16 protein-coding genes are annotated in these 19307 nt (G+C 72.1%); 8 read left to right on the top strand and 8 right to left on the bottom strand.

Going from position 1 to position 19307, the window contains the following annotated elements; genetic code table 11:
* Window positions 1-50: 50 nt before the first annotated feature.
* On the bottom strand, window positions 51-2192 hold the full coding sequence (locus WME98_RS08980; protein ID WP_437950896.1) for a hypothetical protein: 2142 nt from the start codon (window positions 2190-2192) through the stop codon (window positions 51-53).
* Window positions 2193-2589: 397 nt separating this feature from the next.
* Between WME98_RS08980 and WME98_RS08985 the strand changes: the two genes are divergently transcribed.
* Window positions 2590-3375 carry a TerC family protein gene (locus WME98_RS08985; RefSeq protein ID WP_061624282.1) on the top strand — a complete coding sequence of 262 codons (786 nt, stop codon included), beginning with the start codon at window positions 2590-2592 and terminating at the stop codon, window positions 3373-3375.
* Window positions 3376-3543: 168 nt separating this feature from the next.
* Window positions 3544-4002, top strand: a complete 459-nt coding sequence (locus WME98_RS08990) for a response regulator (protein WP_437950897.1) — start codon at window positions 3544-3546, stop codon at window positions 4000-4002.
* An 81-nt stretch (window positions 4003-4083) separates the two neighbouring features.
* On the opposite strand, the gene WME98_RS08995 is transcribed toward WME98_RS08990, so the two are convergent.
* The 3 genes from WME98_RS08995 to WME98_RS09005 all read right to left on the bottom strand — a co-directional run bounded on the left by WME98_RS08995 (window position 4084) and on the right by WME98_RS09005 (window position 8335).
* Window positions 4084-6198, bottom strand: coding sequence for an alpha/beta fold hydrolase (locus WME98_RS08995; RefSeq protein WP_437950898.1), 2115 nt, complete (start codon window positions 6196-6198; stop codon window positions 4084-4086).
* A 182-nt stretch (window positions 6199-6380) separates the two neighbouring features.
* On the bottom strand, window positions 6381-7139 hold the full coding sequence (locus tag WME98_RS09000) for a ferritin-like domain-containing protein (protein WP_437950899.1): 759 nt from the start codon (window positions 7137-7139) through the stop codon (window positions 6381-6383).
* Window positions 7136-8335: a hypothetical protein gene (locus WME98_RS09005; protein WP_437950900.1), complete on the bottom strand. Its 1200-nt coding sequence runs from the start codon at window positions 8333-8335 to the stop codon at window positions 7136-7138. Before WME98_RS09005 ends, WME98_RS09000 begins: the two co-directional genes overlap by 4 nt.
* Before the next feature lie 172 nt (window positions 8336-8507).
* Here WME98_RS09005 and WME98_RS09010 point away from each other — a divergent pair, with 172 nt between their 5' ends.
* The 6 genes from WME98_RS09010 to WME98_RS09035 all read left to right on the top strand — a co-directional run bounded on the left by WME98_RS09010 (window position 8508) and on the right by WME98_RS09035 (window position 15707).
* Complete coding sequence (locus WME98_RS09010; RefSeq protein ID WP_437950901.1) at window positions 8508-10034, top strand: deoxyribodipyrimidine photolyase; 1527 nt, start codon at window positions 8508-8510, stop codon at window positions 10032-10034.
* Between the two features lie 236 nt (window positions 10035-10270).
* Complete coding sequence (locus WME98_RS09015) at window positions 10271-10945, top strand: VTT domain-containing protein (RefSeq protein ID WP_437950902.1); 675 nt, start codon at window positions 10271-10273, stop codon at window positions 10943-10945.
* A 105-nt stretch (window positions 10946-11050) separates the two neighbouring features.
* Window positions 11051-12646: a serine/threonine-protein kinase gene (locus WME98_RS09020; RefSeq protein ID WP_437950903.1), complete on the top strand. Its 1596-nt coding sequence runs from the start codon at window positions 11051-11053 to the stop codon at window positions 12644-12646.
* A complete protein-coding gene (locus WME98_RS09025; protein ID WP_437950904.1) occupies window positions 12637-13650 on the top strand; it encodes a tetratricopeptide repeat protein in 1014 nt (337 codons plus the stop codon). The genes WME98_RS09020 and WME98_RS09025 overlap by 10 nt, the downstream gene beginning before the upstream one ends.
* Window positions 13651-13910: 260 nt before the next feature.
* Window positions 13911-14336 (top strand): YciI family protein, encoded by a 426-nt coding sequence (locus WME98_RS09030; RefSeq protein WP_437950905.1) that lies wholly within the window; start codon window positions 13911-13913, stop codon window positions 14334-14336.
* Between the two features lie 75 nt (window positions 14337-14411).
* Complete coding sequence (locus WME98_RS09035) at window positions 14412-15707, top strand: RNA polymerase sigma factor (RefSeq protein ID WP_437950906.1); 1296 nt, start codon at window positions 14412-14414, stop codon at window positions 15705-15707.
* Between the two features lie 12 nt (window positions 15708-15719).
* On the opposite strand, the gene WME98_RS09040 is transcribed toward WME98_RS09035, so the two are convergent.
* From WME98_RS09040 to WME98_RS09055, 4 genes are all read right to left on the bottom strand, one after another.
* A complete protein-coding gene (locus WME98_RS09040; protein ID WP_437950907.1) occupies window positions 15720-16535 on the bottom strand; it encodes a Uma2 family endonuclease in 816 nt (271 codons plus the stop codon).
* 102 nt (window positions 16536-16637) lie between these two features.
* Window positions 16638-17969, bottom strand: a complete 1332-nt coding sequence (locus WME98_RS09045) for an aminotransferase family protein (RefSeq protein ID WP_437950908.1) — start codon at window positions 17967-17969, stop codon at window positions 16638-16640.
* A gap of 273 nt (window positions 17970-18242) precedes the next feature.
* Window positions 18243-18563, bottom strand: a complete 321-nt coding sequence (locus tag WME98_RS09050) for a hypothetical protein (protein ID WP_061622141.1) — start codon at window positions 18561-18563, stop codon at window positions 18243-18245.
* Window positions 18564-18822: 259 nt separating this feature from the next.
* A complete protein-coding gene (locus WME98_RS09055) occupies window positions 18823-19299 on the bottom strand; it encodes a MarR family winged helix-turn-helix transcriptional regulator (protein WP_437950909.1) in 477 nt (158 codons plus the stop codon).
* Window positions 19300-19307 lie beyond the last annotated feature (8 nt).

Below are 19307 nucleotides of genomic sequence, written 5' to 3' on the forward strand. Positions count from 1 at the left end.
GCTCGCGCCTGGCCCTGAGCCCTGAGCCCTGAGCCCTGAGTCTTGCGCGGCTAGCGCTGCACCTGCTTTGGCTCGGTGAGCTGGTAGACATGCTCGGCGAACGCCGGGACGAGCTCCCGGGCGACGATCCACAGCCGCCCTTCGCCGAGGTCGTTCAGGCCGGCGGGCCCGTCGTAGCTGAGCCTGCCGCGCTCGCCGAAGTAGATGAACGACGGCCGATCGTGGCTCCGGAACCAGCCGCACGCGGCGTCGATCAGCGGGGCGAAGGCGGCGTCGCCGCCGGGGCGCATGGGGACGAGGCGGACCGAGTCGAGCAGCCGGAAGAGGTTCGTGCCGAGCTCGCCGAGCTCGAGGACGGCGGCCGCCGCGGCCTCGCCGCGCTCGCGTGCGATGAAGATCGCGCGCTCCCGCTCGAGGCCGGCGCTGCGCCAGCGCTCGACGCAGGGGCCCATCGCGAGCCTGCCCGGCACGAGGTCGAGCGCCTCCGCGTACGGGCGCGGCGACGTCGCGCACAGCTGGCCGAGCAGCGCCGCCTGCTCCGACGGGGTCGCCTCGCCGATCTCGACGCCGCCCGCCCCGGAGGGCCCTCGGGGCAGCGCCGGGACGTCGACGCCCATCAGGCGGAACGGCAGCGAGAGCGCGAGCCCCGTCGCCTCGTGCCTGCGGGCGAAATCGAAGAACGACCGCTCGTTCCACGAGACGCGCGCCTCGGCGTAGACGATGACCCACCGGCACTCCGGGTCGGCCAGCGCGTACTCGCAGCAGCGCGTGAAGATGTCGCGGAGCACCTGGCGGGAGCTCAGGTTGGAGGCGCTCTTGGGCCGCTTCGCGAGCTGATGAAACATCCACGTGCCGTGGTAAGGCTTCATCACCGAGAAATTGCCCTCGATGCCGTGCTCGGAGAGGCAGGTGACGTTGTGCAGGAGGTGCGGCACCGCCGCGGCCCGCTGCGCCATCCTCATGAAGCTCGGCCGCATGGCCTCGAAGTTCTCCGGCCGCCGCCCGGAGAGGTTGAAGTAGCCCGACGAGGCGAAGAGGTCCCAGAACTCCGCCTGCCAGGCCGTCCCCCCGTAGGTGGTCGCGTGCAGGATGCGCGACACGAGCCGCAGCCAGCGCCGCTCGTCCTCGCGCTTCGCGGCGACGACGCGCACGTTGCAGAGCTGCCCGGCGCCGCCCTCGGCCGCGGACACCGACCGCACCTCGCCCTTCAGGTGGATCACCCCGTCGTCGCCGTCCGGGAGCTCCAGCGCGAGCTTGAGCCTGGGATCGAGCGGCGGCTGGCCCTCGCGGACCGCGAGCCGCAGGCTCGAGAACGACACGTCGACCACCTCGGCCACGACCGGCGGCAGGTGGAGCCACTCCGGGTGCAGGAAGCGCGCGGTGAGCTCGACCTCGACGCCCCGCTCGTGGAGGCTCTGCCGCAGGCGCTCCACGCGCGCCGGCAGCGCGGACACGATCTCGCCGGGGCGCACCTGCTCCGCCCGGATGTTGAACCGGAAGACGGAGCTGTGCCCGGCGATCTCGACCGGGGAGGCCTCGCTCCAGCCCTCGATGCCGAACCAGCGGACCGTCCCGACCCCCACCTCGCTGAGCATCACGCACAGGGACGGCGCGCTCTCGGCGGCGCGGCGGACGATGCCCTTCTTGCGCAGGAGGACGCTGAGGATGTCGCGCACCCGCCGCGGGTCGTCGATCACCTCGCGCACCTGCCCGGCCTCCGCGGCCGACGACCGGAAGAGGCTCGAGGCCGCGGCCTTCGCCGCCCCGGCGTCGACGAGGGCGCGCAGCGCCTCGCGGATCTGGCCGGTCGCGCGCGCGGAGACCTCCTGGAACGAGAGCCCGATGAGCGGGCCCCGGAGGCCCATCGACTGCAGCACCAGGAGGGCGGGGATCGGGCCGATCTCGTCGCCGCGGAACGACAGGCGCACGAAGACCACGCTGCCGAAGGGGAACGACGTCTGATAATCGGGCTCGATCCAGGCGCCCATCGCGCCGAGCAGGACGACCGGGTAGCTCGGCTCGAGCCCCTCGATGCGCAGCCAGACCTCGTCGCCGTCCAGCCAGCACGCCTCCGGCGCCTCGACCGGCGGATCGCCCTGCAAGCGCGCTCGCCCGAGCGACAACCCGTCAGCGCCGCCGCGGGCAGCCCAGCCCCCCTCCTGCCCGAATCCGATCTTCGGAACCAGCGTCACGAGGTCTTCCCCCCCTCCATGAGACTACCTGTTGCAGGTGGAGAACAGACGACCACGCCGCTTCGCCGGTGTGGCGAAAAGACACAGCGCCCCGCAGCGAGCTCGCCAACACCCCTCAGGAGCTCGCCTGGAAGCCAGGAAGGAGGCAGATCCACTTGATCGTACTTCCATATCATCTGTACCGGATCGCAACATCCTGCGTCAAGCGCCGGGCTTTTCAACGCCACGCCACGCCACGCCGCGCGCGCGAGCGGCCACACCGACGCTGGCGGCGGCCCCGCGCCCTGGACGCGAGGGCAAGATCGCCCTGGAATTGGCCGGGGAGCGGGCCATCGACGGACGACGTCGCGGGCGTTCGCGGCGCGTCATGCTACAAAGGGCCACCCCGATGCCCGACATGAGCGCCTTTCTGCACGCCGACGGCTGGATCACGCTCGCGACGCTCAGCGCGCTGGAAATCGTTCTTGGAATCGACAACATCGTCTTCCTTTCCATCATGACGGCGAAGCTGCCGCCCGAGCGGCAGCCGCTCGCGCGCCGCATCGGCCTCTTGCTCGCCCTCGGGATGCGGCTGCTCCTCCTGCTCGCGATCTCATGGGTCATGGGGCTCAAGGCGACCCTGTTCACCCTGTTCGGACACGGCTTCAGCGGTCGTGACCTGATCCTGCTCGGCGGCGGCGTGTTCCTGATCGGCAAGGCGACCCACGAGATGTTCGACAAGCTCGAGGTCGAAGATCACAAGGACGCGCCGTCGAAGGGCGGGGCGTCGTTCCCCTCCGTCATCGCGCAGATCGTGCTGCTCGACATCGTCTTTTCGCTCGACTCGGTCATCACCGCCGTCGGCATGGCGCAGCACATCTCGATCATGATGGTGGCCATGTTCATCGCGGTGGGCGTGATGCTCGTCTTCGCCGGCAAGATCGGCGCGTTCATCCACCGCCACCCGAGCATGAAGATCCTCGCGCTGAGCTTCCTGCTCCTCATCGGCGTCGTGCTGGTGGCCGACGGCATGGGTCAGCACATCAGCAAGGGCTACATCTACTTCGCCATGGCGTTCTCGCTCGGCGTCGAGCTCATCAACATGCGCCTCCGGCTGCGCCAGAAGCCCGTCCAGCTGCGCACGCGGATGGGGAGCTCCTCGGACCTCTTGCAGGCGCCCGGGCAGGCTCCTCCGGGTGGCTGAGGCCGCGCGGGGTCGCCCGCGGTGCGCCGGCGCGAGGGCGGAGATCGGGGTCGCCGGAGCGAGCTCCGGGAGAGCCTGTAAACAATTCGCACAGATGCGGTGTCCGAGGGTAGACGGCGAGAGCGGCCGGTCCCAGAAGTGACACCGGAGTTCTCCACCGAGGTGAGCGTGAGCGACGAGCAGGGAGACGCAGGACGGGGAAGGCGGCGGCGCGTCGTCGTCGTCGACGACGACGACGCGATCGTCGAGACGCTGGAAGAGGTGCTGCTGGCGGAGGGCTATGACGTCGAGGGGTACACCGATCCCCTGGAGGCCCTGGAGCGGCTGCGCTCCCAGGCCCTGCCGGACGTCATCATCCTCGACTGCGTGATGCCGTTTCTGGACGGGCCGCGCCTCCTGGAGACGCTCGTGGCCGAGGGGAGAGCGGCGCCGGTCGTGCTCGTGACCGCGCTCAGCGATCCCGGCTTCTGCATCGACCCGGACCACCCGGACGCGACGAGGATCATCAACAAGCCGTTCGACCTGGAGCAGCTGCTGGAGACGCTCGACGACCTCTCGAGCGCGCCCCCGGTGAGCGGGCCCGGGTCGCGGCGGCGCCCGCGGGCCTCGTCGACGCAGCAGACATAGCGGCGCGGCGGCGTTCGCCGGCGCGGCGGCGTCCGGCGAGGCGCGCGGCGCGCGGCGTCGGCGCGCCTCGGCAGGCGGGGATCAGGGCCGGGGGAGCGCCGCGGCGAGGCCGTGGACGACCTCGGCGCCGACGGGGACGGTGAGGCTCGCCCCCTGGAAGTCGCCGCCGATCGGCTCGTAGGAGCCGCCGAGGCACTGGGCGAGGAAGGTCTCCGCGATCGCGTTGAACGACATGGAGTTCTCCGGGCGGGCGAAGCCGTGGCCCTCGTCGGGATACAGCGCGTAGGTCACCGGGATCCCCTTGCTCGTCATCGCCTTGACGATCTGATCGCTCTCGGCCTGCTTCACGCGCGGGTCGTTGGCGCCCTGGCCGATGAGGAGCGGCCGCTTGATCTGGTCGGCGCGGTAGAGCGGCGAGCGCAGGCGCAGGAGCTCGCGGCCCGCCTCGGTGCGGGGGTCGCCGACCCGCTTGGCGAAGAGCTCGAGCATCGGCGCCCAGTAGGGCGGGATCGACTCGAGCAGGGTCACGAGGTTCGACGGGCCGACGATGTCGACGCCGCAGGCGAAGGCCTCGGGCGTGAAGGTGAGGCCGACGAGCGTCGCGTAGCCGCCGTAGCTGCCGCCCATGATCGCCACGCGCTCCTTGTCGGCGATGCCCTGCGCGACCGACCAGGCCACCGCGTCGAGCAGGTCGTCGTGTATCTTGCCCGCCCACTCGAGATCGCCCGCGTTGACGAACCTCTTGCCGAAGCCCGTCGAGCCGCGGAAGTTGGGGCTCAGCACGGCGTAGCCGCGGTTCGCGAGCCACTGGTGCATCGGGTCGAGGCGGAAGGAGCTGCGCGCCCAGGGGCCGCCGTGGACGAGGAGCACCGTCGAGAGCGGCTTGTCCGGCTTGCCGTCCCCGTCGGGGTCGGCGGCGCGCGGCAGCGACAGGTAGCTCACGAGCTCGAGGCCGTCGCGCGCCTTGATGACGACGGGCCGCATCTTCACGAGCGGCTGCGACTCGAGCGCCGTCCGGTTCGTGAAGAGGAACGTCGCCTTCTTCGAGGGGCGATCGTAGAGGTAGTACCGGACCGGGCCGTCGGAGACGGTGTAACCGACGGTCCACCGCTTGTCGTCGAGCGAGCGGCTCAGCACCTCGAGGTCGCCGTCGGCGACCGCGCGGAGGGCGTCGAGGTCCGGCTGGAGGCTCTTGTCGACCACGTGCCAGCGCTTGCGCTCGTGCTCGGAGGCGGCCGCCTGCACCTTGCCGGTCGCCGGGTGGACGATCACCCCGCTGACATCGGCCTTCGGGTCCTCGGCGACCACCGCGGGCTTCGCGGTCCTCGGGTCGAGGGTGACGAGCGCGGCGGTGTCGCGGCCGCGGCTGTCCCGGAAATAGAGCGTCTTGCCGGTCGCGTCGAAGCCGATCGCCCCGCTGGTCGCGGCGTCCTCGTGCCCGAACGCGACGAAGGGCTTCGGCTCCTTGCCGGTGATGTCGAGGAGCTCCTGGCCTCCGTCGGCCGTCATCCGCACCGCGAGCCGCGCCTTGAAGTCGTCGTCGGCGACGAACCCCGCGAACCCGTCGTTCTGCCGCACGAGCTTGCGCTCGCCGGTGCGGACAGAGACGCGGTAGAGGTCGTGGTGCTTCTTGTCCCGATCGTTCATGCCGATCAGGATCTCGTCCGGGATCTTCTTGCTCACCCCCTCGAACGTCGCGGAGATGCCCTCGAACGGCGTGAGGTCCTTGATCTGCCCGGTCTTGAGCTCGACGGCGTAGACATGCCAGTTCTCGTCGCCGCCCTTGTCCTGGCGGTAGAGGACGTAATCGCTCGCGTACGGGAACAGGAACGTGCGAACGCCACGGGTCTTTTCCTTCGTGACCGGCTTGGCCGCCGCTGGATCCGAGGCGGGGCCGATCCACAGGTTGAGCACGCCCTCCGAGGGGGCGAGGAACCCGAGCCGCTGGCCATCCGGGCTGATCTTGGGAGACGCGCGATCGGGGTTGCCGAAGAGGACGCGCCGCGGGAGGAGCGTCGCGTCGGCGCGCGGCGCGGCCTTCGCCGGCGCGGCGGGCGCCGCGGCGGCCGGGGCTGCCGGGGCCGGCGCGGCGGCCTGCTGGGGCGGCGCGGGCGCCGGCGCGGGAGCGCCGCCGCAGGCGAGCGGCGCGAGGAGGGGCAGCAGGAACAGCGATCGGAGCTTCTGGGGCAGGTCCATGGATTCACCCGAGGCGCGGAGCCATCGGCGGCATTCCGCATGCGCCGCGCCCGCGCCCCGAGGGTCATACCGAGATCGCCGAGGCAGGTCTACGGCCCGCCGCGCGCGCCGCGCGCCTCATGGCGATGCCCGATCGCCCGGCCCGCGGGGCGGCTCGCTGCGGCGCCGTCGTGGTGGACGCGTCAGGCGGCTTGCTGCGGCGTCGAGGTGGTGGGCGCGCCGCGCGCGTCGAGCGCGAGCTTGCAGGACAGCCACCCGCGCACGAGCTCGAGGTGGCGCGCCTCGTGCTGCTCGGCCACGCGGAACTCGGCGACCATATCGTCCTGGCCGTACGCGGTCGCCAGATCGATGAGCATCCGCCAGCTGTCGTTGTCCGTGAGCTCGGCGACGAGCAGCGCCTGCAGGCTCTGTCCGAAGTTGATCCTCGGCTCGACGGCGACCGCGAGCACGCCGGCCGACGCCAGGCCGATCATGTCGGCGCTGGGCGTCATCGCGGTCGGATCGGCCCCGAGCCGCTCGATCGCGCGCTTCAGCAGCGCGAAGTGCCGGAGCTCGTCGTCGCGGATCGCCTCGAGGTCCGCGCGCGTCGGCCCTCCCTCGAAGCCCCCCTCGGCGTCGTGCTTGGCGATCAGCGCCTCGTAGAGGCGCGTGCCCGAGCGCTCGAACTGGAGGCGCTCGCCGAGCTTGTCGATGAGGAGCGCCGGCGGCCTGCCCTGGATGAGCTCCCCGGCCGCCTTGACCATGCCCTTGAGGCTCACCGGCGGCGGCACGCTCCCGACCGTGCACGACTCCCGCGCGTACTCGCTCCTGACCGCCGCGGCGTCGGCCTCGCTCCCGGAGGAGCTCGGCGGGATCGCCTGCGCGAACGCGATGAGCTCCTTGCTGTCGATGGGCGAGGTCGCGATGCCCGTGGTGTTGGTCCCGATCGTGATCTGCTTCATGGCGTCGCCTCCTGCTGTCCGTCGATCTTCTCGGCGCGCCGCGAGAGCTCGGTGCCGGGCGTGAACCGGTAGCCCGCGGCCACGATCTCGGAGGGCGAGCCGGCGGAGTTCATCTGCCGCCGATACGCGAGCGTCGCGGCGCTCTCCGGGATGACGGCCGGGTCGACGATCTGCTCGCCGACGGCGCGGAGGTGCACCTCCCGGGAGAGCACGTCGCGCACGAACTGGCGGTGGCTCTTGTGGGAGACCGGGTCCGGCAGCGAGGCGGGCAGGATCTCGGCCGCGTCGCGCCCCTCGAGCCTGTTGAAATGGTCGATGGCCACGTGGAGCTGCCCGAGCTCGTAATCGAGGAACCGCTCCCAGATCCGCTTGACGTGGGCGTTCTGCTCTTGCTGGAGGCAGCTCCAGTAGTTGTAGACCTCATTGGCCTCGTGCAGGACCCACTTCTCGAGCCAGGTCTCCTCGGGGTTGATCATCGCCTCGTACTGGGTGACGTGCTGCTCCTCGATCGAGGCGATCTCGGCGTAGAGCAGCCGCGCCACCGGGTCGGCGAAGAACGGCCCGACGTTGACGTAGTAGTTGTGCGTCTGCTGCTCGGCGGCCATGATCGTGAGCGCGTTGAGCTTCGTGATCGGGCTCGCGGTCTCGCGGTCGTACGGCGCGCGCACGTCGTCCTCGGGGGCGCGGTGCTCCACCGCGGTGGGGCGACCCACGGTCACGTCGGTGTACGATTGCAGGAGGTTGTTCGCGTCCTTGCCTTCCAGGCGATCGAGGAGCGCCGAGTAGCGGTAGAGGTGGTCGTAGTCCTCGAGCATGCCGAAGCGGTAGACCTGCGCGAGGTACGGGTCGGGCTCCGACAGGGCGGCGTGCGCGGTGATCTCGATGGCGACCTGCTCGTATCCGATGGTGGTCTCGAGCGGCGACTGGTCCGGCGGGTTGAGCCAGTTCACCAGCGTGACCTGGTGGTGGTCGACGCGCCGCACCTGTGCGAGCACGCGGCGGAGATCCCGGTTCATGCGCGCGAAGCTGTGCAGGAACCGCACGCTCTCGAGCTCGATGCCGTTCATCAGGATGATGCGGACCCGGGTGAACGCGTCGTCGTCGAGCTTGCTGTACGGTACCTGGACGAGATCGCGCCAGCTGAACGACTGGCGGTCGAGCGGTATCCCCCGCTCTTTCAGGAGATCAAGAGCCATGTTGCCCCTCCTCGCGCGTCGCGCTCGTGCGCCGATGAGCGACCGCTGCGGCGGTACCTGAGGCCGCCCTCACCGCGGCGCAAGGATGGGCGGGTCCCGAGGGGCCGGGCCCCTCCGGGCGACCCTGCCCGGCGGATCTGCGCGCCCCTGCCGCGCCGTGCTAGGAGCTCTCGTGATCTCGAGCAGCGTCCCCGATCTCCGGCTCCGCACCCGCAACGCGATGCCCGTCCGCGAGGACGGCGATTACGTGCTTTACTGGATGATCGCGAGTCGCCGGACCCGGTACAATTTCGGTCTGGAGCGCGCGGTCGCCTGGTCGCTGGCGCTCGATCGGCCGCTCGTGGTGCTGGAGGCGCTCCGGTGCGGCTACCGCTGGGCGAGCGACAGGCACCATCGCTTCGTGATCGACGGCATGGCCGACAACGCGCGCCGCCTCGCGGCGGCGGGCGTCCTCGCGCACCCGTACGTCGAGCCCGCCGCGGGGGCCGGCAAGGGCCTGCTCGGCGCGCTCGCGGCGCGGGCGTGCGTGGTCGTGACGGACGACTACCCGTGCTTCTTCCTCCCCCGGATGGTCGCCTCGGCCGCGCGGCAGGTGCCCGTCCGCCTGGAGCAGGTGGACTCGAACGGACTCCTGCCGATCCGCGCGGCCGATCGGGTGTTCACGACCGCGCGCTCGTTCCGCATCTTCTGGCAGCGGGTCATCGGCGAGCACCTCGGCGCGCAGCCGGCGGTCGATCCGCTGAAGAAGGCGAGGCTCCGGCCGGCGGCGCCGCTCCCCCGCGCGATCGCGCGGCGGTGGCCGGCCGCCTCTCCGGCGCTGCTCGAGGGCGACCCTGCCGCGCTCGCCGCGCTCCCCATCGATCACACCGTCGCGCCGGTCTCGCGCCGGGGCGGCCCGGAGGCGGCCGGCGAGGAGCTCGCGCGCTTCGTCGCGGAGCGGCTCCCGCGCTACCTGGAGGGGCGCGATCACCCCGACGCCGGCGCGGCGAGCGGCCTGTCGCCGTACCTGCACTTCGGCCACCTCGGGGCGCACGAGGCCTTCGCCGCCGTCGCCCGGCGCGAGCGCTTCCGCGCCGAGCGGCTCGGCCGCCCCGAGGGCGGCGTCGTCAGGCCGAGCGGCAGCCGCGAGGGGTTCTGGGGGATGAGCGCCTCGGCCGAGGCGTTCCTCGAGCAGCTCGTCACGTGGCGGGAGCTCGGGTTCAACGCCTTCGCGCTCGGGGCGAGCGAGGGAGACGGGCCGCGCCTCTCGTGGAAGCGCGACCCGACCGATTACGAGTCTCTCCCGGACTGGGCGCTCGCGACGCTGGCGAAGCACGAGCGCGACCGGCGCCCCCGCCTCTACCCGCTCGAGGCGCTCGCCGCCGGAGCGACCTACGATCGGATCTGGAACGCCTCGCAGGTCGAGCTCCTCCGCGAGGGCCGAATCCACAATTACCTGCGCATGCTCTGGGGCAAGAAGATCCTGGAGTGGTCGCGGACGCCGCGCGAAGCGCTCGAGGTGATGATCGAGCTCAACGACCGGTATGCGCTCGACGGCCGCGACCCGAACTCCACGTCGGGCATCTTCTGGGTGCTCGGCCGCTACGATCGGGCCTGGGGTCCGGAGCGGGAGATCTTCGGCACGATCCGTTACATGTCGTCCGAGAGCGCCGCCCGAAAGCTGCACCTCAAGGAGTACCTGGCGCGCTATGCGCGGTAGCGCGCGCGGCCACGCCGTCGCGGGCGGCCGGCGGCTCGTCTCCTGGGGCGCCTCCGGGGGCTGGGCGCCTCCGGGGCGCGGGCGGAGGGCCGGGCGAGGCGGCGCGGCGTCCCGCGGGCGCGGGTCGCGGCCGGCGGCGCGCGCGGGAGCGGCCGCGCTGGACGCCGGCGGCGGGGGCGCGGGCGGGGGTGCACGCGGGGTTCGACGCGGCCGCCGAGGTGAGCTATCGAGCGGGCGTGGAACTCCTCCGTGAATTTTTCAGCAGGCTGAGGGAGCTCGAGTCGCTCCTCGAGTGGGGCGGCTACCCCGTCCTGATGATCATCATCTTTGCCGAGACGGGGCTGCTCATCGGGTTCTTCCTTCCGGGGGACTCGCTGCTCGTCACGGCCGGGGTGCTCGTCAATGCGGGGCTCATCAACCCACTCAATCTGACGAACTTCCAGAACCTGCTCCTGATGAACGTCACGCTGATGACCATGGCGATCGTCGGCGACGCGGTGGGCTTCTCGATCGGGCGGCGCGCCGGGCCGAAGATCTTCACGCGCGAGCAATCGCTCCTGTTCCGCAAAGATCACCTGATCGCGACGCAGAAGTTCTACGAGAAGCACGGCGGCAAGACGATCATCCTCGCGCGCTTCATGCCGTTTGCCCGGACGTTCGCTCCGGTGGTGGCGGGCGTGGGGCAGATGGCGTACCGGCGCTTCGCGATGTTCAATGTGGTGGGCGGCGTGCTCTGGGTCTTCTCGATGACCTTCCTCGGGTACTTCCTGGGCAAGGTCTTCGACGCGAAGCAGATCGAGCGGGTCGTCTATCTGATCATCTTCGTCTCGGTGGCGCCCGTCATCTTCGGGGCGATCAAGCACCGGCTCCAGCAGAAGAAGGCCGCCGAGCGGCTCGGGGCCGAGCCGTAGCCTGCGCCATCCTGCACGCTCGGCCGGCGACGCCGCCGCTCGTGCTCCGAAGGCCGCCCGCCTCTTGTACTCTGCGCCACCGCGCGGCTACGCTCTCCACCCACCATGCCGCAGCAGCCCGCCGTCCCCTCCGGCGTCCCCGTGCCCGGCGACGTCCTCGCGGGCAAGTACCGCATCGAGCGCGTCCTCGGCGCGGGCGGCATGGGCGTGGTCCTCGCGGCGTGGCACCTCGTCCTGGAGCGCCGCATCGCGGTCAAATTCCTCCTCCCCGAGGCCGCGGCGCTCCCCGACGCCGGCGCCCGCTTCCTCCGCGAGGCCCGCGCCGCCGCTGCCCTCGACGGACAGCATATCGCGCGCGTCCTCGACGTGGGCACGCTCGACACGGGCGCGGCCTACATGGTGCTGGAGTACCTGACCGGCGACGATCTCGGCCACGTGCTCCAGACCCGCGGCCCCCTCCCGCTCGCCGAGGCGGCCGACTACCTCCTTCAGGCCTGCGAGGCCATCGCCGAGGCCCACGCGCGCGGCATCATCCACCGCGACCTCAAGCCGAAGAACCTCTTCCTCACCCGCCGCCCCGACGGGACTCCCCTCCTCAAGGTCCTCGACTTCGGTCTATCGAAGTTCATCGCCACCGGCGATTCCGTCAAGGAGGCGAGCCTGACCGCGACCGGCTTCATCATGGGCTCCATCCATTACATGTCGCCCGAGCAGATCCGCAGCCTGAAGTTCGCGGATGTGCGCACGGACATCTGGGCCCTCGGCGTGATCCTGTATCGCATGCTCACGGGGCGGCACCCGTTCGAGGGCGACAGCGTCACCGCGGTCACGGCGGCCATCATGATGGACACGCCCGCCTCCGTCACGACGCTGCGGCCGGACGTGCCCCCGGCCGTCGCGGCGCTCGTGAGCCGGTGCCTCGTGAAGGACCCGAACGCCCGCGTCCAGAGCGTGACCGAGATCGCCCGCGTGCTCGCGCCTTTCGGGACGCACCGCGCGAGGCTCGCGTTCGAGAGCATCGACCGGCTCCTGCCGGAGCCCGCGCCCCGCGCCGACTCCTCGCCGGCCGTGGCCGCGCCCACCGTGGCGGCCGGCGCGTTCACCGCGTCGTCGCCCTCGTGGGTCGGAGCGCCCGAGCACGCGACGACGGCCCCCATGCCGGCGCCTCCTCCTGGCACGCCGTCGTCGCCCGGCAGCGAGGCGGCGGAGACGGCGCACGCGACGCTACCCCACGCCTCCTGGGGCAACACCACGCGGACGCGCACGCCGCGGAGCCGCGTGGCGCTGCTCGCTGGCGCCGCCGGCGCGTGCCTGCTGGCCGGGTTCGTCCTCGCGTGGCGGCTGACGGCCAACGGGCCGGCGGGCGACGGCGCGCCCGTGACCTCGATCGCAGCGCCTGAGCCTCCTCCGGCGTCCCTCGTCGCCGCCGGCGCGGCGACGGCCGCGCCCGGCGCGCCCACCGTGGCGACGGCCGCGCCCTCCGCGGATCCCACGGAGACCGCGGCCCCTGGGCCTGCGGTCAGCTCGGATCGCCCCGAGAGCGCCTCTGCCGGCCCCACGGCGAGGCCAGCGGCGTCTCCGCCAGCGCCCGCCCCCAAGCCGAGCGCGAGCGCCGGGACCGCATCACCACGTAAGCCAACACCGCGCCCGACGGCGGCCCCGCCGAAGAAGCCCGTGGATCCAGGAACGCTATGGAACTGACGAAGCAAGCAAGGGCTCGCGCGGCGGCGCGTGGCCTCCTGTCGTTCGCCCTCGTCTGCGCGATGAGCCGGGCGGCGGCCGCGCAGCCCACGAGCTCCAGAGCGGCCGACGCGCAGGCGCTCTTCGAGCAGGGCCGCGCGGCCCTGGAGGCGCGAGACTGCGTCCGTGCGATTCCGCTCTTCCGCAAGAGCCAGGAGCTGTATCCGGCTCGCGGCACCCTGTTCAACCTCGCGCAGTGCGAGGCCGAGCTCGGGCGGTTCGTCAGCGCAACGCAGCACTACAAGGAGCTCCTCACGCAGCTGACGCCCGGCGACCCCCGCCTCCCGATCACCCAGCAGCGCATCGCGGAGCTCGAGCCGCGCCTGCCCAAGCTGGTCGTGCAGATCGCGGACGGCGCGCCGGCGCCCTCGGAGGTGGTCCTCGACCGGGCCGCGATGCCGCAGGCCAGCCTCGGCAGCGAGCTCCCGGTCGATCCCGGCGACCACGTGATCGTCGCGAGGTGGGCGGACGGCCGGCAGGCCGAGGCGCGCGTGTCGGTCGCGGAGGGCGCGCGCAAGGACGTGCGCCTCGAGCCGCCGCCGGTCGCCGCCGCGCCGCCGCCCCCGCTCCCCGTGTCCGCCGCGCCGCAGGCCCCCTCGCCGCCCCCGGACGCCCCGCCGCCCCCCGCCTCCAGCGCGCGGCGGACGCTCGCGTTCGTGGTCGGCGGCGTCGGCGTCGCGGCCCTGGGCGGCAGCCTCATCACGGGCGGGCTCGCGATCGGCGCGAAGGGGGATCTCGAGAAGGAGTGCCCGGATCCTTCGCGGTGCAGCGACGAGGGCATGTCGCTGAGCTCCCGGGGCCAGACGCTCACCACCACGAGCACCGTGCTCGGCGCCATCGGCCTCGCCGGGCTCGGCGCCGGCCTGGTGCTCTTCTTGACGACGCCGGAGCAGCGCACCTCGGTCGCCCTCACGCCCGCGATCTTGCCGGGCGGCGGCAGCGCGCTGCTGCACAGCCGCTTCTAGCGAAACCCCGGCAGCGCCGGCAGCGCCGGCCACGGCACCCCGGAGAGAGGGCCGCTGGAGGCGGCGCTCGAGATCCCGGTCGGGAGCCGGCCGTCGGAACGCGAAAAATTCAATAAGTTCGCCGACTTATCATCATCCGCAAAAAAGATCGCCCCGCGTGTCGATCTTGCCCCCTCCGGTTCGTCGCGTCGGTAGAGCCAGGGACGCACCCCTGCCGGAGCCCGGAAGCCCGGCTCCCCACGGAAGCAAGGAGAACGACCATGCGATTCATGATCCTGATCAAGGCCACCAAGGACAGCGAAGCGGGCGTCATGCCGAGCGAGCAGCTCCTCACCGAGATGGGGAAGTTCAACGAGGAGCTGGTGAAGGCTGGCGTGATGGTCGCGGGCGACGGGCTCCACCCGAGCGCGAAGGGCGCGCGCGTCAGGTTCTCCGGCGACAAGCGGACCGTGTTCGACGGGCCCTTCGCCGAGACCAAGGAGCTGATCGCGGGCTTCTGGATCTGGGAGGTGAAGTCGAAGGAAGAGGCCATCGAGTGGGTGAAGCGCTGCCCCAACCCCATGTACGAGGACTCCGAGATCGAGATCCGCCAGGTGTTCACGGCGGACGACTTCGGCCCCGCGCTCACGCCCGAGCTCCGGGAGCAGGAGGATCGCCTGCGGGCGCAGGTCGAGGCGAAGAAGTAGCCACGGCGCGCCCCGGGGGATCGCGGCGGCCGAGGGGGCTTGCGCCGACGGAGGAAGCTGCTCTGATCGGTCGCCGTGACGGCTCCCGACGCGCATCGCGCGATCCACGCGGTCTTCCGGATCGAGTCGGCCAGGCTCATCGCCGGCCTCACGCGGATGGTGCGCGACGTCGGCCTCGCCGAGGAGCTCGCGCAGGACGCGCTCGTCGCCGCGCTCGAGCGGTGGCCGGAGTCGGGCGTCCCGGACAACCCGGGCGCGTGGCTCATGGCCACCGCGAAGCGCCGCGCGATCGACGAGCTCCGCCGGAGCAAGCTGCTCGAGAGGAAGCACGAGGAGCTCGGCCACGAGATCGAGGCCCAGCGCGCGATGGCCGCGCCCGATCCGGACGCCGCGCTCGACGACGACGTGGGCGACGACCTCCTGCGCCTCGTGTTCACCGCCTGTCACCCGGTCCTCTCCACCGAGGCGCAGGTGGCGCTCACGCTCCGCCTGCTCGGAGGCCTGACGACCGAGGAGATCGCGCGCGCGTTCCTGGTCCCGGAGCCGACCGTCGCCCAGCGCATCGTCCGGGCCAAGCGGACCCTCGCCGAGGCGCGCGTCCCCTTCGAGGTCCCCCGCGGGGCCGAGCTCGCGCCCCGGCTGTCCTCGGTGCTCCAGGTCGTCTACCTCATCTTCAACGAGGGCTACTCGGCGACCGCCGGCGACGACTGGATGCGCCCTGCCCTCTGCGAGGACGCGCTCCGCCTCGGCCGCATCCTGGCCGAGCTCGTCCCGAAGGAGCCGGAGGTCCACGGCCTGGCCGCGCTCATGGAGATCCAGGCGTCGCGCGCGAGGGCGCGGGTCGGCCCGTCGGGCGAGCCCATCCTGCTCCTGGATCAGAACCGCGCCCTCTGGGATCACCTCCTGATCCGCCGCGGCCTCGCCGCGCTGGAGCGCGCCGAGCAGCTCGGCGGCGCGCGGGGGCCCTACGCGCTCCAGGCCGCGATCGCCGCCTGCCACGCGCGGGCGCGCGCCGCGGCCGAGACCGACTGGGCGCGCATCGCGGCGCTCTACGCGGCGCTCGCCCAGGTCACGCCGTCGCCCGTGGTCGAGCTCAACCGCGCCGTCGCGCTCTCGATGGCGTTCGGCCCGGCCGCGGGCCTCGCCGTGGTCGACGCGCTGACCTCGGAGCGCGCCCTCGAGAGCTACCACCTCCTGCCGAGCGTGCGCGGCGACCTCCTCGCGAAGCTCGGCCGCCTCGACGAGGCGCGCGTCGAGTTCGAGCGCGCCGCGTCGCTCACGCGCAACGCGCGCGAGCGCGAGCTGCTCCTCGGGCGCGCCGCCGCCTGCGCGCCCGGCTCGGCGCCGCCGCCGGCCCCCTCGGGCCGGTGACGGCCGCCGGCGTCACCCGCGATCCACCGCCGCCGCGAACGCCGCGCCGCTCGCCGCCGTCGCCGCGCTGGTCAGCCAGCGCCCGAGCGCCGCCGGGTCCTCGCACGCGAGCACCCGGGCCTGCACCGCCTCGGGCACCGCGATCCCCCGCGCGGAGAGCACCGCGAGGATCGCGCGCGCGTGGGTGCGCGCCCGCACCCACTCGTCCGTGAACCGCGACGCTTCGCGCTCCTCGAACAGCGCCGCGACCGGCACGGCGCCGAGGCCGTGCTTGTCCAGCTCCGGCAGGAGCGGCACCTCGGCGCCCGGCCGGTAGGTGATCGACGCCGTCCCCGGCCGCACGACCTCGAGCTCCCGCCGCTCCGCGTGCGCGATCCAGACCCAGGGCCACTCGTGCTCCAGGTACAGCTTCACCTTCTCCTCGAGGTAGCGCTTCGACTGGGTGCCCCGGATCTCCACGGCCAGCACCGGCGTTCCGCGGTAGGCGTCGTTCCGCGGCGACGAGAGGTCGCCCACGAGCACCACGTCCGGCGCCCGGAGCGAGGGCCCCGCCGGGTCGCTGAGGTCGCAGTACACGTCGGTCATCACCGTGAACCCCTCGCGCGCGTGCGTGCGGAACAGGGCGGCGAGGAGGGCCATCACGATGCCGTGGATATCCTTGCTGCCCATCTGCTCGATCAGCTCCCCGCGGTGCAGCTCCCACGGGCTGCCGTCGTAACAGTCGTCGGGCGTACCCAGCCGGCGGCCGGTCGGCCCGAAGTCCCGCAGCTCGATCGGCCCCGTGTTCCGGGGCGGACGGGTCGGGATGCCGTTCCAACGTGCGGTCATGCCCGCAAGCATAGCACGCCAGTCCCCTGGCCCGTGGGGGGCCGCGCCGGCCCGGGCCAGGCCGCCCGACCGCCCCGCGGGCCGCCTGGCCCTCGGGCCGCCTCAGGCCGAGAGCTTCTGATCGGCGACGTCGAGCGCCGCGTCGAGCGCCGCGATCCCCTCCTCGATCTCCGCCTCGCTGATGATGAGCGGCGGCGCCACGAGCAGGTGGCTCACCCACCCCATGAGCGACACCCCGCGCTTCGCCGCCTCGGCGACCACCGCGTCGACCACCAGGGGCCGCCGAGCCGCCTTGTCCTGCGGCACGTTGAACGGCTCCTTCGTCGCGCGGTCCTTCACGAGCTCCACCGCCCAGAACAGGCCGATCCCGCGCACATCGCCGATCGAGGGGTGCTTCTCCTTGAGGGCGCGGAGCTTCTCGCCCACGACCTCTCCCATCTTCGTCGCGCGGTTCAGGAGGTCGAGCCGCCGATACTCGTCGATCGCGGCGACCACCGGGGCCAGCGTGAGGGGGTGGGCCTCGTAGGTGTGGCCGTGGGCGAACATGTTGTCATCGAAGTAGTCCGCGATCGCGCGCGAGGTCGCCACCACCCCGAGCGGCGCGGCCGCGTTCGTCACGCCCTTCGCGGTCGTCAGGATGTCCGGCACCACCCCCCAGTGATCGACCGCAAACCACTTTCCGGTCCTTCCCCACCCGCTCATCACCTCGTCCGCGATGAGGAGCACGCCCCGCTTGCGCGCGACCTCGGCGATCCGCGGCAGGTACTCGGCCGGCGGGATGAGGACGCCGTTCGTGCCCACGATCGGCTCGACCAGCACCGCCGCCACGTTCTCCTCGTGGTCGATCATGTAAGCCAGGTAGTCGGCGCACGCGACGCCGCACTCGGGGTAGCTCCGGCCGAGCGGGCAGCGATAGCAGTTCACCTCCGGGCCGAACACAACGCCCGGGATCTTGCCGGCCGGCTCGATGAACCAGCGGCGGAAGTCGCCGGTCGCCGCGACCGAGCCCGCCGTCGAGCCGTGGTACGACGTATAGCGCGCGATGATCTTGTGCTTGCCCGTGTAGAGCCGCGCCATCTTGATCGCCGCCTCGTTCGCCTCGGTGCCCGACGTCGCGAAGAAGAACTTGTCGAGCCCCTTCGGCATCACCTCCAGGAGCTTCTGCGCCGCCCGGACCCGCACCTCGCACGTGTGCGCCGGGCTGATGTAGGCGAGCTGCCTCGCCTGCGCGCAGATCGCCTCGATCACGGCCTCGTTCTGGTGTCCGAGGTTCGAGCAGATGAGCTGCGAGGACAGGTCCAGATAGCGCTTGCCGGACGCATCCCAGAACGCGCATCCCTCCGCGCGGGTGACGTGGATCGGCTTCCAGCCGCGCTGAGCGCGCCAGGTGCCGTACGTGTGCTTCGTGGTCAGCTCAACGATGTCATCGCTCATGGTAGCCTTCGCGGTTCGAGGAGGTGCCCAGCGTAGTGGGTGATCCCACCCCCCCGCACGCGAATTTCCCGGCGCCGCTCGCCCGGCTCCCGCGCGCCTCGCCCCACGATTCCGCGCGGCGCCTCGCCGCCTCTGCCGCGATGTCCGGACGGCACGAGAGCGCTCGCGGCGCCGCGACATCGCATAACAAGGACGTCCGTGATCCGTCCTTGTCGCCTCGCCTGCACGTCGGCTGTCCTCTCCATCGCGGACAGCGATCGCCTCGGCGCGGCCTCAGCCGGCGGCCCCGCCCTCGGCGCGCGCCACGTCCCGCAGGCGCGCGACGCGGTACTCCAGCCGGGAGATGACCTCCTCCTTCGTCGCGCCCTCGCCCACATCCATCAGCACCTTCTGGCACATCGCGCACATCTGCAGGAGGTGGGAGCGGAGCTCCTCGGGGGTGCACGCCCCCTTCCTGAGCTCGTCGAGCCGCCGCGCGAGGCCCTCCTTCTCGCGGCCCGCCTCCGATGGATCGCCGGCCGCCGCCGGATCGTTCCAGCGCGCCGCGCTGGCCTCGCACAGGAAACACGCACCTTCGATGGGTTTCTGCAGCATGGCTCTCCTCGTACAGTAGGTGTGTAAGGACAATCTGGAGCCGCTCGCCCGGATCACAAGCCGGCCCCGCATCTCCGGGCCTGGATCCCTCGCCGATAGCGGGCGAGCGCGGCGTGGCGACGGGCCGATCCACCGCCGGATCAGGTCGAAGCGAGCTGATCGTCTCCGCGCGGGTCGGGGGCTGCTCGAAGGACGTGGGCGCGAAGAGCGCCGCCCGCTCGCGGATTCGCACGAACGGACTCGAGGGCGCGTGCGAGCTTCATTTCTCTCTCCTCCTCATCGGTGGCACGGGCGTGTCGTCGATCTCGAGATTGCCGATCATGTCGGCGAGGACACGCCTCGTCGTCTCCAGCTCCGCGGCCGGGATGCCCCGCGTCGCGCGGCGCTCCACCTCGACCACCACGTCCTGGGCCCAGTCGTACTCCGCGCTCTGACGTGTGCAGCGCACGCGGAACGCGCGCGCGTCGCTCTCGTCGGGGGTCCGCTCGACGAGCCCCTTCTTTTCGAGGCGGCCGACGAGGGCCGAGAGCGACGCGGCCGTGATCTGCAGCCGCTCGGCGAGCTCGCGCTGGGTGAGCCCCACGCGCTCTCCGAGCAGCGCGCCGATCAGGCGGAACTCCGCGAGCGTGACCCCCCGCGCGGCGAGGCGCCCCTGGATCAGCTGCAAGGCGGTGCGATCCACGCGAGCGATCCGCGCGAGCAGCAGCGTGGTGAAGACGGTCAGCGTGTCGGTCACCCCCAATA

This window comes from Sorangium sp. So ce296 (assembly GCF_051529605.1).
Lineage (GTDB): Bacteria > Myxococcota_A > Polyangia > Polyangiales > Polyangiaceae > Sorangium > Sorangium cellulosum_D.